The sequence below is a fragment of the Streptomyces sp. LS1784 genome (assembly GCF_020103755.1).
Lineage (GTDB): Bacteria > Actinomycetota > Actinomycetes > Streptomycetales > Streptomycetaceae > Kitasatospora.
Genome location: NZ_JAHSQD010000029.1, coordinates 1 through 14,552 on the forward strand (window position 1 = coordinate 1; position 14,552 = coordinate 14,552).

Annotated in this window: 13 protein-coding genes and 1 pseudogene; 5 read left to right on the forward strand and 9 right to left on the reverse strand. The window is 72.0% G+C overall.

The features are described from left to right. Positions 1–546 (forward strand): helix-turn-helix transcriptional regulator (locus KS423_RS06340; protein ID WP_224275899.1); only part of this gene is annotated, 546 nt, incomplete at its 5' end. 30 nt (positions 547–576) lie between these two features. On the opposite strand, the gene KS423_RS06345 is transcribed toward KS423_RS06340, so the two are convergent. Beyond that, on the reverse strand, positions 577–954 hold the full coding sequence (locus KS423_RS06345) for a helix-turn-helix transcriptional regulator (RefSeq protein WP_224275901.1): 378 nt from the start codon (positions 952–954) through the stop codon (positions 577–579). Between the two features lie 275 nt (positions 955–1,229). Beyond that, complete coding sequence (locus tag KS423_RS06350; RefSeq protein ID WP_224275903.1) at positions 1,230–2,063, reverse strand: alpha/beta fold hydrolase; 834 nt, start codon at positions 2,061–2,063, stop codon at positions 1,230–1,232. A 376-nt stretch (positions 2,064–2,439) separates the two neighbouring features. On the opposite strand from KS423_RS06350, the gene KS423_RS06355 reads away from it, so the two are divergent. Then, positions 2,440–2,928 (forward strand): DUF308 domain-containing protein, encoded by a 489-nt coding sequence (locus tag KS423_RS06355; RefSeq protein ID WP_224275905.1) that lies wholly within the window; start codon positions 2,440–2,442, stop codon positions 2,926–2,928. Between the two features lie 93 nt (positions 2,929–3,021). On the opposite strand, the gene KS423_RS06360 is transcribed toward KS423_RS06355, so the two are convergent. Further along, positions 3,022–3,201, reverse strand: coding sequence for a hypothetical protein (locus KS423_RS06360; protein ID WP_224275907.1), 180 nt, complete (start codon positions 3,199–3,201; stop codon positions 3,022–3,024). A 55-nt stretch (positions 3,202–3,256) separates the two neighbouring features. Then, complete coding sequence (locus KS423_RS06365) at positions 3,257–4,324, reverse strand: alpha/beta fold hydrolase (RefSeq protein ID WP_224275909.1); 1,068 nt, start codon at positions 4,322–4,324, stop codon at positions 3,257–3,259. A gap of 231 nt (positions 4,325–4,555) precedes the next feature. Between KS423_RS06365 and KS423_RS06370 the strand changes: the two genes are divergently transcribed. Beyond that, positions 4,556–5,371 (forward strand): alpha/beta hydrolase, encoded by an 816-nt coding sequence (locus KS423_RS06370; RefSeq protein ID WP_224275911.1) that lies wholly within the window; start codon positions 4,556–4,558, stop codon positions 5,369–5,371. A gap of 9 nt (positions 5,372–5,380) precedes the next feature. Here the strand turns inward: KS423_RS06370 and KS423_RS06375 are convergent, their stop codons facing one another. Both KS423_RS06375 and KS423_RS06380 read right to left on the reverse strand, forming a co-directional pair. After that, positions 5,381–8,188 (reverse strand): helix-turn-helix transcriptional regulator, encoded by a 2,808-nt coding sequence (locus tag KS423_RS06375; RefSeq protein ID WP_224275913.1) that lies wholly within the window; start codon positions 8,186–8,188, stop codon positions 5,381–5,383. Positions 8,189–8,195: 7 nt separating this feature from the next. Continuing rightward, positions 8,196–8,357, reverse strand: coding sequence for a hypothetical protein (locus KS423_RS06380; protein WP_224275957.1), 162 nt, complete (start codon positions 8,355–8,357; stop codon positions 8,196–8,198). 34 nt (positions 8,358–8,391) lie between these two features. Here KS423_RS06380 and KS423_RS47225 point away from each other — a divergent pair, with 34 nt between their 5' ends. Then, positions 8,392–8,604 carry a hypothetical protein gene (locus tag KS423_RS47225; protein ID WP_263454550.1) on the forward strand — a complete coding sequence of 71 codons (213 nt, stop codon included), beginning with the start codon at positions 8,392–8,394 and terminating at the stop codon, positions 8,602–8,604. Here KS423_RS47225 and KS423_RS48415 read toward each other — a convergent pair. Together KS423_RS48415 and KS423_RS06390 are read right to left on the reverse strand one after the other, a co-directional pair. Beyond that, positions 8,521–9,033: pseudogene (locus KS423_RS48415) on the reverse strand (AAA family ATPase); the annotation flags it as partial. The gene KS423_RS47225 and the pseudogene KS423_RS48415 sit on opposite strands and share 84 nt — an antisense overlap. Positions 9,034–9,150: 117 nt before the next feature. Beyond that, positions 9,151–9,636 (reverse strand): inorganic diphosphatase, encoded by a 486-nt coding sequence (locus tag KS423_RS06390; RefSeq protein WP_224275915.1) that lies wholly within the window; start codon positions 9,634–9,636, stop codon positions 9,151–9,153. A 200-nt stretch (positions 9,637–9,836) separates the two neighbouring features. Here KS423_RS06390 and KS423_RS06395 point away from each other — a divergent pair, with 200 nt between their 5' ends. Beyond that, complete coding sequence (locus tag KS423_RS06395; RefSeq protein WP_224275917.1) at positions 9,837–12,239, forward strand: sodium-translocating pyrophosphatase; 2,403 nt, start codon at positions 9,837–9,839, stop codon at positions 12,237–12,239. Between the two features lie 174 nt (positions 12,240–12,413). On the opposite strand, the gene KS423_RS06400 is transcribed toward KS423_RS06395, so the two are convergent. Beyond that, positions 12,414–14,477, reverse strand: coding sequence for a discoidin domain-containing protein (locus KS423_RS06400; RefSeq protein WP_224275919.1), 2,064 nt, complete (start codon positions 14,475–14,477; stop codon positions 12,414–12,416). Between the last annotated feature and the right edge of the window lie 75 nt (positions 14,478–14,552).

Genomic DNA, 14,552 nt, shown 5'->3' on the forward strand with positions numbered 1-14,552 from the left:
GACCCGGCCGCGGCGGCCCGGGCGCGCGAGCTGCTGGCCGACTGGAGCCGGGCCGGCACGCCCTGGGCCCTCGGCGCGCAGGCGGTCGCCGATGCCCTGACCGGGGCACCCGAGCAGGCCGAGGACCGCTACCGCGAGGCCGTGGACCACTTCGGCCGAGGCGGGCTCGGAGTGTTCGAGGCTCGGGCCCGGTTGCTGTTCGGCGAATGGCTGCGCCGCCAGAACCGGCGCGCACAGGCCCGTTCGGAACTGCGCGCGGCGCACGAGGCGGCTGCGGCGATGGGCATGGAGGCGTTCGCGGAACGGGCCCGGCGGGAGCTGCTCGCCACCGGTGAGACCGCCCGCAAGCGGACCCCCGGCGCGCCGGTCCTGACCCCGCAGGAGGCACAGATCGCCCGGCTCGCGGCGACCGGGCACCCGAACGCGGAGATCGGCGCGCAGTTGTTCCTCAGCCCTCGCACGGTCGAGTGGCACCTGCGCAAGGTCTTCGCAAAGCTGGGGATCTCCTCCCGCCGCGAGATCGACGGCGCCCTGTCCTACCGGTGACCGCAGTTGTCCGACGGGCCCGTGGGACGGCTACGGCAGCACGGTGCGCAACTCCCGTCGTGAGCTGATGCCGAGTTCGGTGAACACCTTGCGCAGGTGCCACTCGACCGTACGGGCACTGAGGAAGAGCTCGGCGCCGATCTCAGCGTTCGAACGGCCGTCCCGTGCGCGCCTGGCGATCCGGCTCTCCTGCTCCGTCAGCTCGACCGTCCGTTGCGTGGCAGGCGGTGACACCGAGACCCCGCACTCGGCGAGTTCACGGCGGGTGCGTTCGGCGAACGCTTCGGCGCCGATCTCCACGAACATGTCGTGCGCCGTGCTCAGCTGCCCGCGGGCGTCCGGCTCGCGGCCCTGCCGACGCAGCCATTCGCCGTAGAGCAGATGAGCCCGGGCCAGCGCGACCGGCAAGATGGTCAGTGCGCCGGCGGCCCGGGTGCGGCGGACGTTCAGCTCGGTGAGCGCCTCCCACGCCTCGTCGTCCCAGGTCTCCCACGCACCGTGGGCGGCGACGACGAGCCAGCGCGTCCCCTCTTCGACCGTCAGCTCGTCGCGGCGGAAGGCGTCCAGGGCGCGCCGCCTCTCTCGGAGGCCGGATCTCTCTCGGAGAGGGACGAGCCGGGAGGGCGCAGGGCGTGGACCGGATCCATCCTCCCGGCTCTCGGTGGCGGAGGTGTGCCACCGGATCAGCGGGTGGCACGGGCAGCCTTCTCGATGACGCCGGCCACCAGGCCGGGGTGGGACACCGCGACGGAGTGGGACGCGGCCACCTCGGTGGTGTGGGCGTGGGCGCGCTCGGCCATGAACCGCTGCGCGGCGGCCGGGATGTTGAGGTCCTCGGTCGTGACGATGTCCCAGCTGGGTACGGTCTGCCAGGCGGCGGCGGTGGCCTTCTCCGTCAGTGCGGCCTGTGCGATCGGCCGCTGCGACGCGGCCGCCTGCGCGGCCCGGTCGGCCGGGACGTCGGCGGCGAACTGGGCCCGGAACCTGTCCTGCTGGATGTACAGGTCGGTGCCGGTGCTGCCGTCGGCGTTGGTGAACGGCACCGGGTCCAGCGTGCCGGGCAGGGTGGAGCCGGGGAACTGGTTGGTCAGCTGCAGCGCGGACTCGCCCGGCGCGGGCAGGAACGCGGCGACGTAGACGAGGGCCTTGACCCGCGGCTCACCGACGGCGGCCTCGCTGATGACCGAGCCGCCGTAGGAGTGGCCGACCAGGACGACGGGGCCCTTGATGTGGTCGACGAGGCTGCGCAGCGCGGCGGCGTCGGAGGCCGGGCCGCGCAGCGGGTTGGCGGCGGCCACCACCGGGTAGCCGTCGCGGCGCAGCTTGGCGATGACGCCGTCCCAGCTGGAGCCGTCGGCGAACGCGCCGTGCTCCAGGACGACGGTCGGCTTCGGGGCCCGGTCGGTGGCCGAGTCCTGGGTCGCGGCGTTCGCGGTGCCGACGACGGCGAACGCGCCGACGACGGCGGCGGCACCGGCGATGAAGCGGCGCAGGCGGCCGTTCTCGATGCTGAACATGGAAACACTCCAAGGGATTCGAACAGTGCGGTGGATCCAGCGGTCCCCACTGTCGCCCTCGGCCCGTTCCCGACGCATCGGTCATGTGACTTCACGCTTCCGGCCCTTCCGGGCCTCCGAGCGGCCTCGCCGACTGGGCGTCATGTGACTGATGCACCGTCACCGACGCTGCGGCCACAGCGATGGCGCCATCCCCGATTCCGAGGAGGGGTCATGAAACGACGGTTCCTGACCGTCGTCGCGGCGAGTGTTCCCCTGGTCCCCGCCGCGGCCGTCTCCACACCGGTGAGCGCGTCAGCGGACCTCGTCGCCACCGGCCCGCGCCCCGCTGGTGAGGCTGTACCTCGTACGCGGAGTCCTGGCGGTGGTGTGGGCCGTGGCCCTTGCCCACGCCCATGCCACGCTCGGCGCGGCGGCGATCACGCTGCTCGTCGCCTATCCGCTGCTCGACGCGGTGTCGTCCGCGGTCGACTGCCTGTCGGTGTCGGACGGAGCGGAGCGGCGCGTCACGGCGTTCAACGGGGCCTTGAGCACACTGGTCGCCGTCGGTCTCGGCGTGGCGGGCTCCACGCACGAGGTGAGCGCGGTGCTCGGCGTATTCGGCGTCTGGGCCGTCGTCTCGGGCGCGGCTCAGGTGGCGGTCGGCATCCGGCGTCGCGGGCCCGAGCTGGCCGGGCAGTGGCCGATGCTGGTCGCCGGCGGCCTGTCCTTCGTCGTGGGCGTTTTCTACGACATCCAGGCGGCGGGCCACCAGCCCCCGCTGGATGTGCTGTCCGTCTATGCCGCCGGCGGCGGGATCTTCTTCATCGTCCAGGCCGGCTTGCCGGCCTGGAAGGCACGCCGGGGTGCGGCTCAGCCGGCCTGAGGCCGGGGCACGGCGAGTTCGGGTCCGTCCCCCGGTGGGGGGCGGACCCGAATGCCTTGTTGCCAGTGCCGCGTCATGCCTGACCTGCTGTGCTCAGAGGCCCGGATCCGCTGCCAGGCAGGAGAACCTGACCGCTGGCGCGTCGGGGTCATGGGCGTCCACCGCCTGATATGCCGGCAACACCGCCTTCTCCTCGACCATGTCCCCGAAGGGGACACGTTCCGGGAGCGCGCCGAATCGGGCCTTGCGGATTTCCGCCGCCTGTTCGTGCATGCCGGGACTGGGATCACTCACGTTCGTACCTCCTTGTGGTCGACACGCTTGTGGGTCACAGATGGTCGGCGTCCACCACGGCCTGGGCGAACGCCGTCGGCGCCTCCTGCGGCGCGTTGTGGCCGATGCCGGTGAGAACGCGGTGCTCGTACCGGCCGGTGAAGAACTTCCGGTACCCGGTGCCGTCGGTCGTGGCCAGGAACGGGTCGAGGGCGGGGTCCAGGGCGATGGTCGGCACGGTGATGACCGGCCGGGCCGCGAGCAACTGCTCGTAGCGGTCGTAGCGGCGCTCGCCGTCGGCCAGGCCCAGGCGCCAGCGGTAGTTGTGGATCACGATGGCGGCGTAGTCGGGGTTCTCGAACGCCGCGGCGGTGCGCTCGAAGGTGGCGTCGTCGAACTTCCAGGTCGGGGACACCTCGTCCCACACCAGCCGGCACAGGTCGTGCCGGTTCTGCTTGGTCTCCATGGCGACGCGGCCGCGGTCGGTGGCGAAGTAGTACTGGTACCACCAGGTGTGCTCGGCCTTCGGTGGCAGCGGATTCTTCTGCGAAGGGATGTTGACGATGAGGTAACCGCTCACCGCCACCAGGGCTTTGACCCGCTCCGGCCACAGCGCCGCGATGGTGCCGGCGGCCCGCGAGCCCCAGTCGAAGCCGGCCAGCACCGCCTCGTGGATCTTCAGGGCGTCCATCAGGGCGACGATGTCGAGGGCGATCGCGGACTGCTGCCCGGTGCGGACGGTCGTCGGGGACAGGAAGGTCGTGGTGCCGTGGCCCCGCAGGTACGGCACGATCACCCGGTAGCCGGCGTCCGCCAGCAGCGGCGCCACGTCGACATAGCTGTGGATGTCGTAGGGCCAGCCGTGCAGGCAGATGACCACGGGCCCGTGCTTGGGTCCGGCCTCGGCGTAGCCGATGTCGAGCACGCCGGCCCGGACCCGCTTCAGGTCGGTGAACGTGGTGTGGGTGCCCGGGGCGATGGCCGGGATGACCGGGGCCGGGCGGCCGGGCCGGTCGGAACCGGCCGCGAAGGCGGCAGGCGCGTTCGATGCCGCGCCGACCGACACAGCCGTGGCGCCCACGCCGAGACCGACCGCCTTGGTGAAGGTACGCCTGTTGATCATGTCTGATCCTTCCTGGAGACCCGCTGATGCCTCCACTGTTCTTCGGCCACCGGCCCGACGCATCGGTCACATGACGTCGAGACGCACGAAGACGCTCGCAGACGTACCAAGGGTCTGCCGGGCCGCCGGATTCAGTCATTCGACTGTTTCCGCCGTCCTACCGCTTGGTGATCCTCGAAGGAGCGCCGCGATGCCGGCGGATCGTCGTGTGTGCAATCGGAAGGTCTGGCCGTGAAGCAAACCCCCGTCGTCCTCATCCACGGTGCGTGGTTCCACATGTCCTCCTGGGAGGGCTGGGCCGAACGGTTCACCGCGCACGGTTACGCGGTGTGCGTCCCGGGCTGGCCCGGCGAAGCCCCCACCGCCGGCCAGGTCCGCCGCGATCCCGGCCCGCTGCGCGACCTCGGGCTCGCCGCGCTCACGGCCCACTACGAGAAGATCGTGCGTACCTTCGACAACCCGCCGGTCCTCATCGGGCATTCAGCCGGCGGCCTCATCTCCCAGCACCTCCTCGGCACTGGCCTCGGCCGCGCCGCCGTGGCCCTCGCGCCGGTGCCGGCCGGCGGTGTGCCGCTGGACGACGGCAGGCCCCGGCCGTGGTCGCTGATGCCGGCCGGCTCGACCCGGCACCCGGGCTTCGAGCCGCTGCCCCGGACCTGGTTCCGACACGTCGTCGCCAACGCGGTCGGTGAGGAGGAGGCCGCGAAGCTCTTCGACCGGTACGCCGTCCCGGCCCCGCTCCGGCTGCTCGGGGACCTCGGGCTCGATCGCACCGCCGCCGGGCCGGCCGACACCGTCGTGGACACGGCCAACTCGGCGCGCGGGCCGCTCCTGCTCGTGTCCGGCCAGGAGGACCGGATGGTCCCGGACGGCGTGACCCGCTCCGTCTACAAGCTCTACGGCGACTCCTGCGCCGTGACGGATCTGAAGCAGTTCGCCGACCGAGGGCACTCCCTGGTGTTCGACAGCGGCTGGCGTTCGGTCGCCGACCACGTCCTCGTCTGGCTGGCCGCCAACGGCATCGAGGCCGTGGTCGCGCGGGACTGAGCGCAGGCATCAGACCTGCGCCACGTCGGTCCGGCTCAGCGCCTCGGTCCGGCTCAGCGCGTCGCGCAGCGCCGCCCGGGCCGTGATGCCCAGCTTGGGGAAGACGCGGTACAGGTGCGAGCTGACGGTACGCGGCGACAGGTGCATCCGCTCGCCGATCTCCTTGTTCGTCAGGCCGCCGGCGGCCAGGTCGGCGATGCGGCGTTCCTGCCAGGTCAGCGAGGCCGGCTTCAGCGTCGAGGCGCGGGGCGGGGCCCCGGTGGCGCGCAGTTCGGCCCGGGCCCGCTCGGCCCAGCCGGCCGCGCCCAGCCGCTCGAACGCCTCGGCCGCCGGGACCAGGTACTGCCGCGCCGCCGCCAGGCCCTGGACGTGGCGCACCCGGATGCCGTGCGCCAGCCGGATCCGGGCCAGCTCGAACGGGAAGCGGGCGGCGTCCGGGTGGGATTCGGCCCGCCCGAACATCTCGACGGCCTCCCGCTCGTTCTCGGCGGTCATCGCCAGCGCGCCGTAGGTGATCAGTCCCAGGCGGGGCGACACGGACGGCAGACCGGCGTCGCGGGCGGCGAGGGCGTGCGCCCGGGCCTGCTCGACGCGTCCGGTGTGCTGGGCGGCCTCGACGAGATCGAGCAGGGTGCGCGAGGCCTGGTACGCGTAGGGCCGGAAGGTGCCCGGCTGGGTGATGCCGATGGCGTAGAGGTACGCGGTCTCGTAGTCGCCGGAGCTCAGCGCGGCGGTCGCGCCGGCGGAGTCGGCGACCTGGGTCAGGAAGCCCAGGCCGCGCGGGCGGGCCCAGGCGTCCGCCTCGGCCTGGAGGTCCCGCGCCCGCCCGACCTGTCCGCGCAGCGCCGCGAGCTGGGCCAGGTACGTGCGGCTCTGGGCGGCGAACAGGTGGTGGCCGCGCTCGGTGGCCAGGGCCAGGCCGCGCTGCCCGGTCTCCTCGGCCTCGGCCCATTCGCCGACCGCCATCTGGTCGAGCATGATCTGGTGCAGCATGACCATGCCGGTGGCCATGGCCCCGGTCTCCAGCTCGCGGTCCACCACTCGCTGGAGGTGGGGGCGGTAGTGGCTCAGGATGTCGAGGTGGTACGCGGCCGTGGCGTGCCGGCTGACGTCCCAGGGTTCCAGATCCGGCAGGTTCGCGGCGGCCTGTCGTACCGGCTCGGCCCAGTCGGCTCCGTGCCTGGTCACGTCGCTCCAGGTGCCGCTGTAGAGGCGGACGCGTTCGGTGACGAGGTCGCCCATGGAGGCGAGGAGTTCGTGGGTGCTCTCCCAGGTCGCGCGGTCCCCGCTGTACTGACTGATCGCCAGGAGCAGGATCACCAGCCGGGTGAGGACCTCCTCCGGCTCGGCCGAACCGGCGGCCGTCCGGGCGTCCCGCAGCGTCTCGATCGCGGCCGAGACCTGTCGGTGGGTGGAGCGCACGTCCCCGTCCTGGTAGAGCGCCTGGTAGCCGGCCGCCAGCACCGAGGCCGTCGACTCCGTCGAACCGGGCGCGAGGCCCGCCTGGACCAGCCGGTGCGCCTGGCCGAGGCGGGCGGCGTGAGCGGCGACGAAGGCCGCGTCGGCCAGCCGCCGGGAGCGGCCGGCGTGGTTCTCGCTGAGCTCGGCGGCCCGGGTCAGCCAGGTCACGGCGGCGAGTGCGCCACCGCGCCGGGTCGCCGACTCGGCCGCCGCCTCCAGGACGCCGGCGACGTCCTCGTCCGGATCGACCGTGGCCGCCGCCAGGTGCGTCGCCCGGCGTTCGAGGTTCTCCCGGTGGACCTGTGCCAGCGCCAGGTGCGCGGCGCGGCGCTGGTTGGGAGTGGCCATCTGCACGACGGCGGAACGCACCAGCGGGTGCCGGAAGACGAAATGACCGGTGACCACTTCGATGTCCAGCAGTCCGGCGGCCACTGCCGCGTCGGCGTCGCGCATGCCGTAACGGGTGCCGGGGACGGCGTCGGTGCCGCTCGGGGTCCCGGCGCCGTCGAGCGCGCCCATCAGCAGCTCGGTCCGCACCCGCTCGTCGAGGGCTGCGATGCGGGTGCCGAACAGTCGTTGCAGCCGCCGGGGCAGGGGCGCGCCGTCCCGTCCGATGAGTTCTTCGGCCGGGAGGTCGCCCGACCGGCCGGCGAAGTGGGCGGGCAGCTCCAGCAGGGCCAGCGGATTGCCCTGGGCCTGCTCCAGAACGGTTCGGCGGACCTGTCGGCCCAGCTTCGGGTACCGGTGGTCCAGCAGACGGGCCGCGTCCTCGTCGGCCAGGGCGGCGACCGGCAGTTCGGGCAGTGCGGCGGTGTCGAAGCGCGACGTGAGGTCGGTGCGGACCGCGACCAGCAGCTTCACCGGGCTGCCGGCCAGGCGCCGGCCCACGAAGCCGCAGACGTCGGCGCTGGCGTCGTCCAGCCATTGCCCGTCGTCGAGGACCAGCAGCAGCGGCCGTTGTGCGGCGCCGAGCGCCAGCAGGCCGAGCACGGCGATGCCGAGCGTCATGACCGAGGGCGGATCGCCCTGCATTCCGCCGAACACGGCGTCGAACACCGCCCGGGTCCCGTCATCCAACCGTGCGACGTCGGCGAGCAGCGGATGGAGGAACTGATGCAGCCCGGCATAGGGCAGCGCGGACTCCGCCTCGACGCCGGCGGCCCGGATGACCGCGTGGCCCTCCTGCTCCGCCAGCGCGGCGGCGTGGCTCAACAACGAACTCTTGCCGACCCCCGCCTCCCCCCGCAGGACGAGAGCCTGGCCCGTGGCGGACTTCACGAACGCCACGAGCTTCGCCTGCTCGTCCTCGCGGCCCACCATCGTCGTGGTGACGCCCCATCGCTGCAACCCAGCCATGTCCCCCCTACCCCTTCCTGATTTCGCTCTCACCGCGCGGCAGCTCCATCACCGCCAGCGGGTTGCCGCGTGCTTCGGCGACGATCGCGTCCCGCACGCGGGGGTGCACCGGACCGGGCAGCACCGAGTCGAGCAACGCCCGGGCGTCGTCGTCGCGGAGCCCGTCCACCTGTAGTTCCGGCAGGCCGGTAAGGAGTCCGGCGTTGGTCGGCGTGCGGGCCGACGCCGAGGTGGACACGGCGAAGGCCAGGGCCACGGACTCGGCGTCCAGCCGGCCGGGCGACGAATGCGAGGACGGCCGCGGAGATCCCGTCGATCCACTGCGCGTCGTCCACGACACAGACCAGCGGCTCGACAGCGGCGGCTTCGGCGAACAGGCCCAGCACGGCCAGTCCGGTCAGCAGACAGCCGGGTGATTCGCCATCGCCCGGTCCGAGTTCCAGCTCCAGCCCCAGCGCCGTCGCCAGAGCGGCTCGCTGCGCCGCCGGCAACCGGTCCAGATGGCTCAGCAGCGGAGCGCACCTCTGCTGGAGAGCCGAGTACGCGATCTCGGATTCGGTCTCCACCCCGACCGTGCGGACGACGCGACCCGCCGGGGCGCGACCCGCCAGATAGGTGAGCAGGGCGGTCTTGCCGACGCCGGACTCCCCGCGCAGGACCAGTACGCGGCTGTGTCCGCGGCGCAGGTCGAGCAACAGCCGATCGAGCTCTTCCTGTTCCCGGGCGCGTCCGCAAAGCGGTGGCGACAACGGATTCCCCGTCACGTCCGGCCCGTCCTCGCCAACAGGCTCCACGCTTGTCAGCTCCTTCGCCGCAATGGAAGCCGGTCGGCGTCCACCGATCACGATCCCGGGACCACGGGCCGGTCGAGCCAGTGTCGAACCCTGGCCAGTACCCGGGCCGGGAGCGACCAGTGTCCGGCACGGGCACGACCGGCCGCCCTCCTCGACAGCACGGCGGGCCTACTGGGCGGCGGCGGCTCTGGAGCGTGAGGTCGCGATCTCGGCGTAGGCGTCGGCCTTGTTCGCCCAGTGGGAGCCTTCGACGGACTTTCCGGGTTCGAGGTCCTTGTAGACCTCGAAGAAGTGGGTGATCTCCTGCAGGTCGTGCTGGGGCATGTCGTCGATGTCCTGCAGACGGGCGAAGCGGGGGTCGTGAGCGGGCACGCAGAGGATCTTCTCGTCCGGCCCCTTCTCGTCGGTCATGACGAACATGCCGATGGCGCGGCAGGTGATGCCGCATCCCGGGAAGGTGGGCTCGTCGACGAGGATGAGGGCATCGAGAGGGTCGCCGTCTCCTCCGAGGGTGTCCTCGATGAACCCGTAGTCGGCCGGGTAGCGGGTGGCCGTGAACAGCATCCGGTCCAGGCGGATCCGTCCGGTGGCATGGTCCATCTCGTACTTGTTGCGTGACCCCTGCGGGATCTCGACGATCACCTCGAAGTCCATGTCGCCCTCCTTCGCGATCCGTGGCGTCCGACGGCGTCGGCAGCACCATTTTCGAGGGGATCACTCGCCGCCGCACGCCGGGTGCGCGATTGCCCTAACCCCCGTGGAGACCTCCAGGCCCCGGGGTTAGCCTCGTTCTGTTGCTCCCGGGCGGCTGGTTCGCGCGCCCGGCGCCCAGGCACGACGTCAAGGAGGACGGAATGGCTGGGGTCTTTCATGCAGGCGCATCCGTCGCGGCCGCGCCCGAGTTGACCGGGTCGGGCCGAACGCTGCTGGTGATCGTCGCGGTGATCGGGGCAGGAGCCCTGATGGTGGCCTGGGCGCTCGTTCGCCAGGTCCTGGCCGCGGACGAGGGCACCGATACGATGCGGCGGATCGCCGGGGCGGTTCAGGAGGGTGCGAACGCCTACCTGAGGCGCCAGTTCCGTACCCTGGGCGTCTTCGCCGGGGTGGTGCCCTTCGTGCTGCTGCTGTTGCCGGCGGACAACTGGGGGCAGCGGATCGGGCGTTCGGTGTTCTTCCTGGTCGGGGCGGCGTTCTCGGCGACGACGGGGTACGTCGGGATGCAGCTCGCGGTGCGCAGCAATGTCCGGGTGGCGGCGGCGGCCCGGGCGGGGACGGCGCCGGTCCCGGCCATCGAGTCCTGGGAGGGACCGACGGCGGCATCGATCGTGCGAGGGGTGTCGCACCGGGCGATGCGGATCGCCTTCCGTACCGGTGGAGTGGTGGGGATGTTCACCGTGGGCCTGGGTCTCATGGGGGCGGCCACGGTGGTGCTGATCTACCAGGCGAACGCGCCGAAGGTGTTGGAGGGCTTCGGCTTCGGTGCGGCGTTGCTGGCGATGTTCATGCGGGTGGGCGGTGGGATCTTCACCAAGGCCGCGGACGTGGGCGCGGACCTGGTGGGCAAGGTCGAGCAGGGGATCCCCGAGGACGATCCCCGCAACGCGGCGACGATCGCCGACAACGTGGGCGACAACGTGGGCGACTGCGCGGGGATGGCGGCCGACCTGTTCGAGTCCTACGCCGTGACCCTGGTCGCCGCGCTGATTCTGGGCAGAGCCGCCTTCGGTGACGACGGGCTGACCTTCCCTCTCGTCGTGCCCGCCATCGGGGTGCTCACGGCGGTCCTGGGCATCGGGATGGTCTCCCCGCGGCCCACGGACCGCAGCGGGATGACCGCCATCAACCGCGGCTTCATCGCCTCCGCCGCGGTGTCCCTCGCTCTGGTGGCCGGCGCCGTCTTCGCGTTCCTGCCGGACCGCTTCTCCGGACTGCACGGGGTGCCTGCCGAGATCACCCGGCACGCGGGCAGTCCGCGGGTGTTCGCCCTGGCCGCGGTGGCCATCGGGATCGTGCTGGCCACCGTCATCCAGCAACTGACCGGCTACTTCACCGAGACCACCCGCCGCCCGGTACGGGACCTGGGCAGGACCTCGCTGACCGGGCCGGCCACCGTGGTGCTCTCCGGTGTCGCGCTCGGCCTGGAATCGGCCGTGTACTCCGCCGTGGCCATCGGAGCCGCCGTCTACGGCGCCTTCCTGCTCGGCGGCGGCTCGCTGATCCTGTCCTTGTTCGCGGTCGCGCTGGCCGGGACCGGACTTCTGACCACCGTCGGTGTGATCGTCGCGATGGACACCTTCGGCCCGGTCTCCGACAACGCCCAGGGCATCGCGGAGATGTCCGGAGACGTCACCGGCGCCGGCGCCCAGGTGCTCACCGAACTGGACGCCGTCGGCAACACCACCAAGGCGACCACCAAGGGCATCGCCATCGCCACCGCGGTGCTCGCCGCCACCGCACTGTTCGGCTCCTACACCGACACCATCGCGACCGCCGAGGCACAGATCGGCCCGGCCGCCCACGGCGCGAGCCTGAGCCTGGCCATCGACCAGCCCAACAACCTGGTCGGCCTGCTGGTCGGCGCTGCCGTCGTCTTCCTCTTCTCCGGTCTGGCGATCAACGCCGTCTCGCGCTCCGCCGGCGCGGTCGTCTTCGAGGTCCGGCGCCAGTTCCGGACCCGGCCCGGCATCATGGACGGCACCGAGCGGCCCGAGTACGGCCGGGTGGTGGACATCTGCACCCGCGACGCGCTGCGCGAACTGATCACCCCGGGCCTGCTCGCCGTGCTGACCCCGATCGCCCTCGGCTTCCTCCTCGGCGTCGGCCCGCTGGGCTCCTACCTGGCCGGAGCGATCGGCGCGGGCACCCTGATGGCCGTCTTTCTGGCGACCTCGGGCGGCGCCTGGGACAACGCCAAGAAACTGATCGAGGACGGTCACCACGGCGGCAAGGGCAGCCCCGCGCACGCGGCCACCGTCATCGGCGACACGGTGGGCGACCCCTTCAAGGACACCGCCGGACCGGCCATCAACCCGCTTCTGAAGGTGATGAACCTGGTCTCCCTCCTGGTGGCGCCCGCGATCGTCAATCTCAGCTTCGGCGCGCATGCCAACCCGGGCCTCCGGCTGACCATCGCCCTGTCGGCCCTGGCCGTCGTCGTCCTCGCCGTGTGGATCTCCAAGCGCCGGGGCATCACCGTCGGCACCGACGAAACTCCCACGGGCACCCGTGCGCCGGAGGAGCCCGCGCCCGTCCGGTGACCAGCCGCCGGCTGTCACCCGTCTCGTCCGGCCGGTCCGCCGTAGTACCGACCACGTCCTGCACTGGTTCCGCCGGCGCCGCCGACGCCGACACCGGGCCCGAACCGGCCACGACGAACGACGAGGCCACAGCCCTGGAGCTGAAGCCTCGTCGCAGTAGGCGCTGTTGCGGTACTAGCTGCTGTAGACGCCGACCTCGTACAGCGAGTAGCCCCACTGGGTGCCGCGCTGCACCCCGTGGACGCGGACGTAGCGGGCCGGGACGCCGGCGAACCGCGCGGTGTCCAGGCCGCCGTCCCCGGTGGTGGTGGACCACACCGACTGCCAGCTGCTCCCGTCGGTGGAGACCTCGATCCGGTACGCCCGTCCGTAGGCGCGTTCCCAGTCCAGGGTGACGCGCCCGACCAAGGTGGTGGACCCGAGGTCGACCTGGAGCCACTGGTCGTCGGTCCACTCGCTGGCCCAGCGGGTACCCGGGTCTCCGTCCACCGCCTGGCCGGGCGCGTAGCTGACGAACGGGTTCCACCACTCGGTGGTGCCGGCCGTGGCCGGGCGGCCCGCGGCCAGGTTCACCGTGGCCCGGTGCTGCTCCGAGGCCCCCCAGGTGGTGAGGTAGGACTCGGCGCCGCGGAAGAGGTCGTCCACCACGTCCTGGCCGCCGACCTGCCGGATGTCCTCCAGCCAGTCCGGTACCAGACCGTAGTGCGCGGCGCCGTCCGTGTTGATGTCCCAGGTGCGCGCGCCGGTGGTCTGGCGGTCGATGAGGGATCCGCCGTCCGCGCTGCGGAACGGGTAGCGCACCGGGTTGGCGGTGTTCGCCCCGCGCGGGCCGGGCCAGCCGCCGACGCCGTTCATGTCGGTGCCGTAGCCGTACCCCACGTGGTACTTGTCGCGCAGCGCGTCGGTGCGCTTGGCCTCCGAGCTGAACGCCTCGGCGCCGTTCATGTACTGGGCGACGAAACCGCCGAGCTTGTAGACGCGCTCGATCCAGTCGAGGTCCATCCAGCTGTGCGAGGAGATCACACCCGGGTAGGACTCGGACTCCAGGATGTCGAACGAGCGCCCGGCCGCCTTGACGCTCATGTGGTCGACCTCAAGCATCATCTTGCGTTTCATCAGCCCGCGCACCGCGTACTCGCCGAGGTCGGTCAGCCCACGGCTGTTGCACTGCGCGTCGCCGGCGTAGGCCGGCACCGCCACGCCCGCGGGGAGCTGCTTCTGCGCCTCGGGCGCCGGGGCGAGACCGATCGGGTTGTCGTGCTGCGGCCCGGCGCACTTCTCGGTCTTCCAGAAGGTGCCGGTCGAGAGGAACTGGCCGACGTTGATCGCCGTCCCGAGCGCGCCCTCGTCGAAGCGCACCCCGCAGAGCGCGTTGTCGAACTTGTGGCAGAGGAACATGCTGCGCACGCCCAGGCCGTACAGCTCGTCCAGACCGCGGTCGATGTCGGCCTTGCTGCACTGGGCGACATCGAGGATCTGCTTGCAGCCGAACGGCTCGGAGGTCTCCACACCGAGGACGACGGCCAGCTTGCCCTGCTTGACCACCTCGCGGGCCTGCGCGCTGTCGGTGACGATCCGGAACCAGCCCTTGCCGGGCCCGCCGTACATCGTGTCGACATAGGCCTGCAGCTCGTACGTCTTCTGCGCTTGGAGACGGATGGAGGTCATCTCGTCGCAGCTGCGGTCCTTGAAGAAGTAGACCGAGCAGATCACCCCGTTGGTGACCAGGTCGTTGACCAGGACCCGCTGGCCGCCGCGCCAGGCCCGTTCGATCCACGCGTAGTAGTTCTGCTGGTGAGTGAGCGAGTCGTGGGCCGGCCAGTCCGCGAAGGTCGGCCAGCCGACCGGGTCGTGCTTGCCGTCGCCGCCCTTGGTGATGAAGTCGAAGATGGCGAGCGAGCCGTCGGGGTAGTGCTCGGGACAGTCCTTCAGCGCGTCCGCGATCCCGGCTTCGGAGAACGACTTGCCGCAGATGAGCCGGCCGCCGAACGCCTCGTTGGCCATGATGTGGTCGTGCGCGTCGACGAAGCCCCGGACTCGCCCCTGGGCGTCGGTCCCGCGGAACGGCTCGCCTGTGACGTTGACCTGCGAGTCGGGCGCGGGCCGCGCGGTCGGGTTCCACCAGCCCGTCTCGCCCGGCGTCGCAGGCGCCGGAGCGGCGAACACCAGGGTGGCCAGGGTGAGGAGTGCGGCCAGAAGTGTGACGAATCCGCGTCTGATGCGGGGGAGTTGGTGCATGGTCACCACCCGTGTCCGAGGTGAGGGGGTGGCGCGGCCGGGCACCGGGCATCGTCCGGGACGCGCGGACCGACC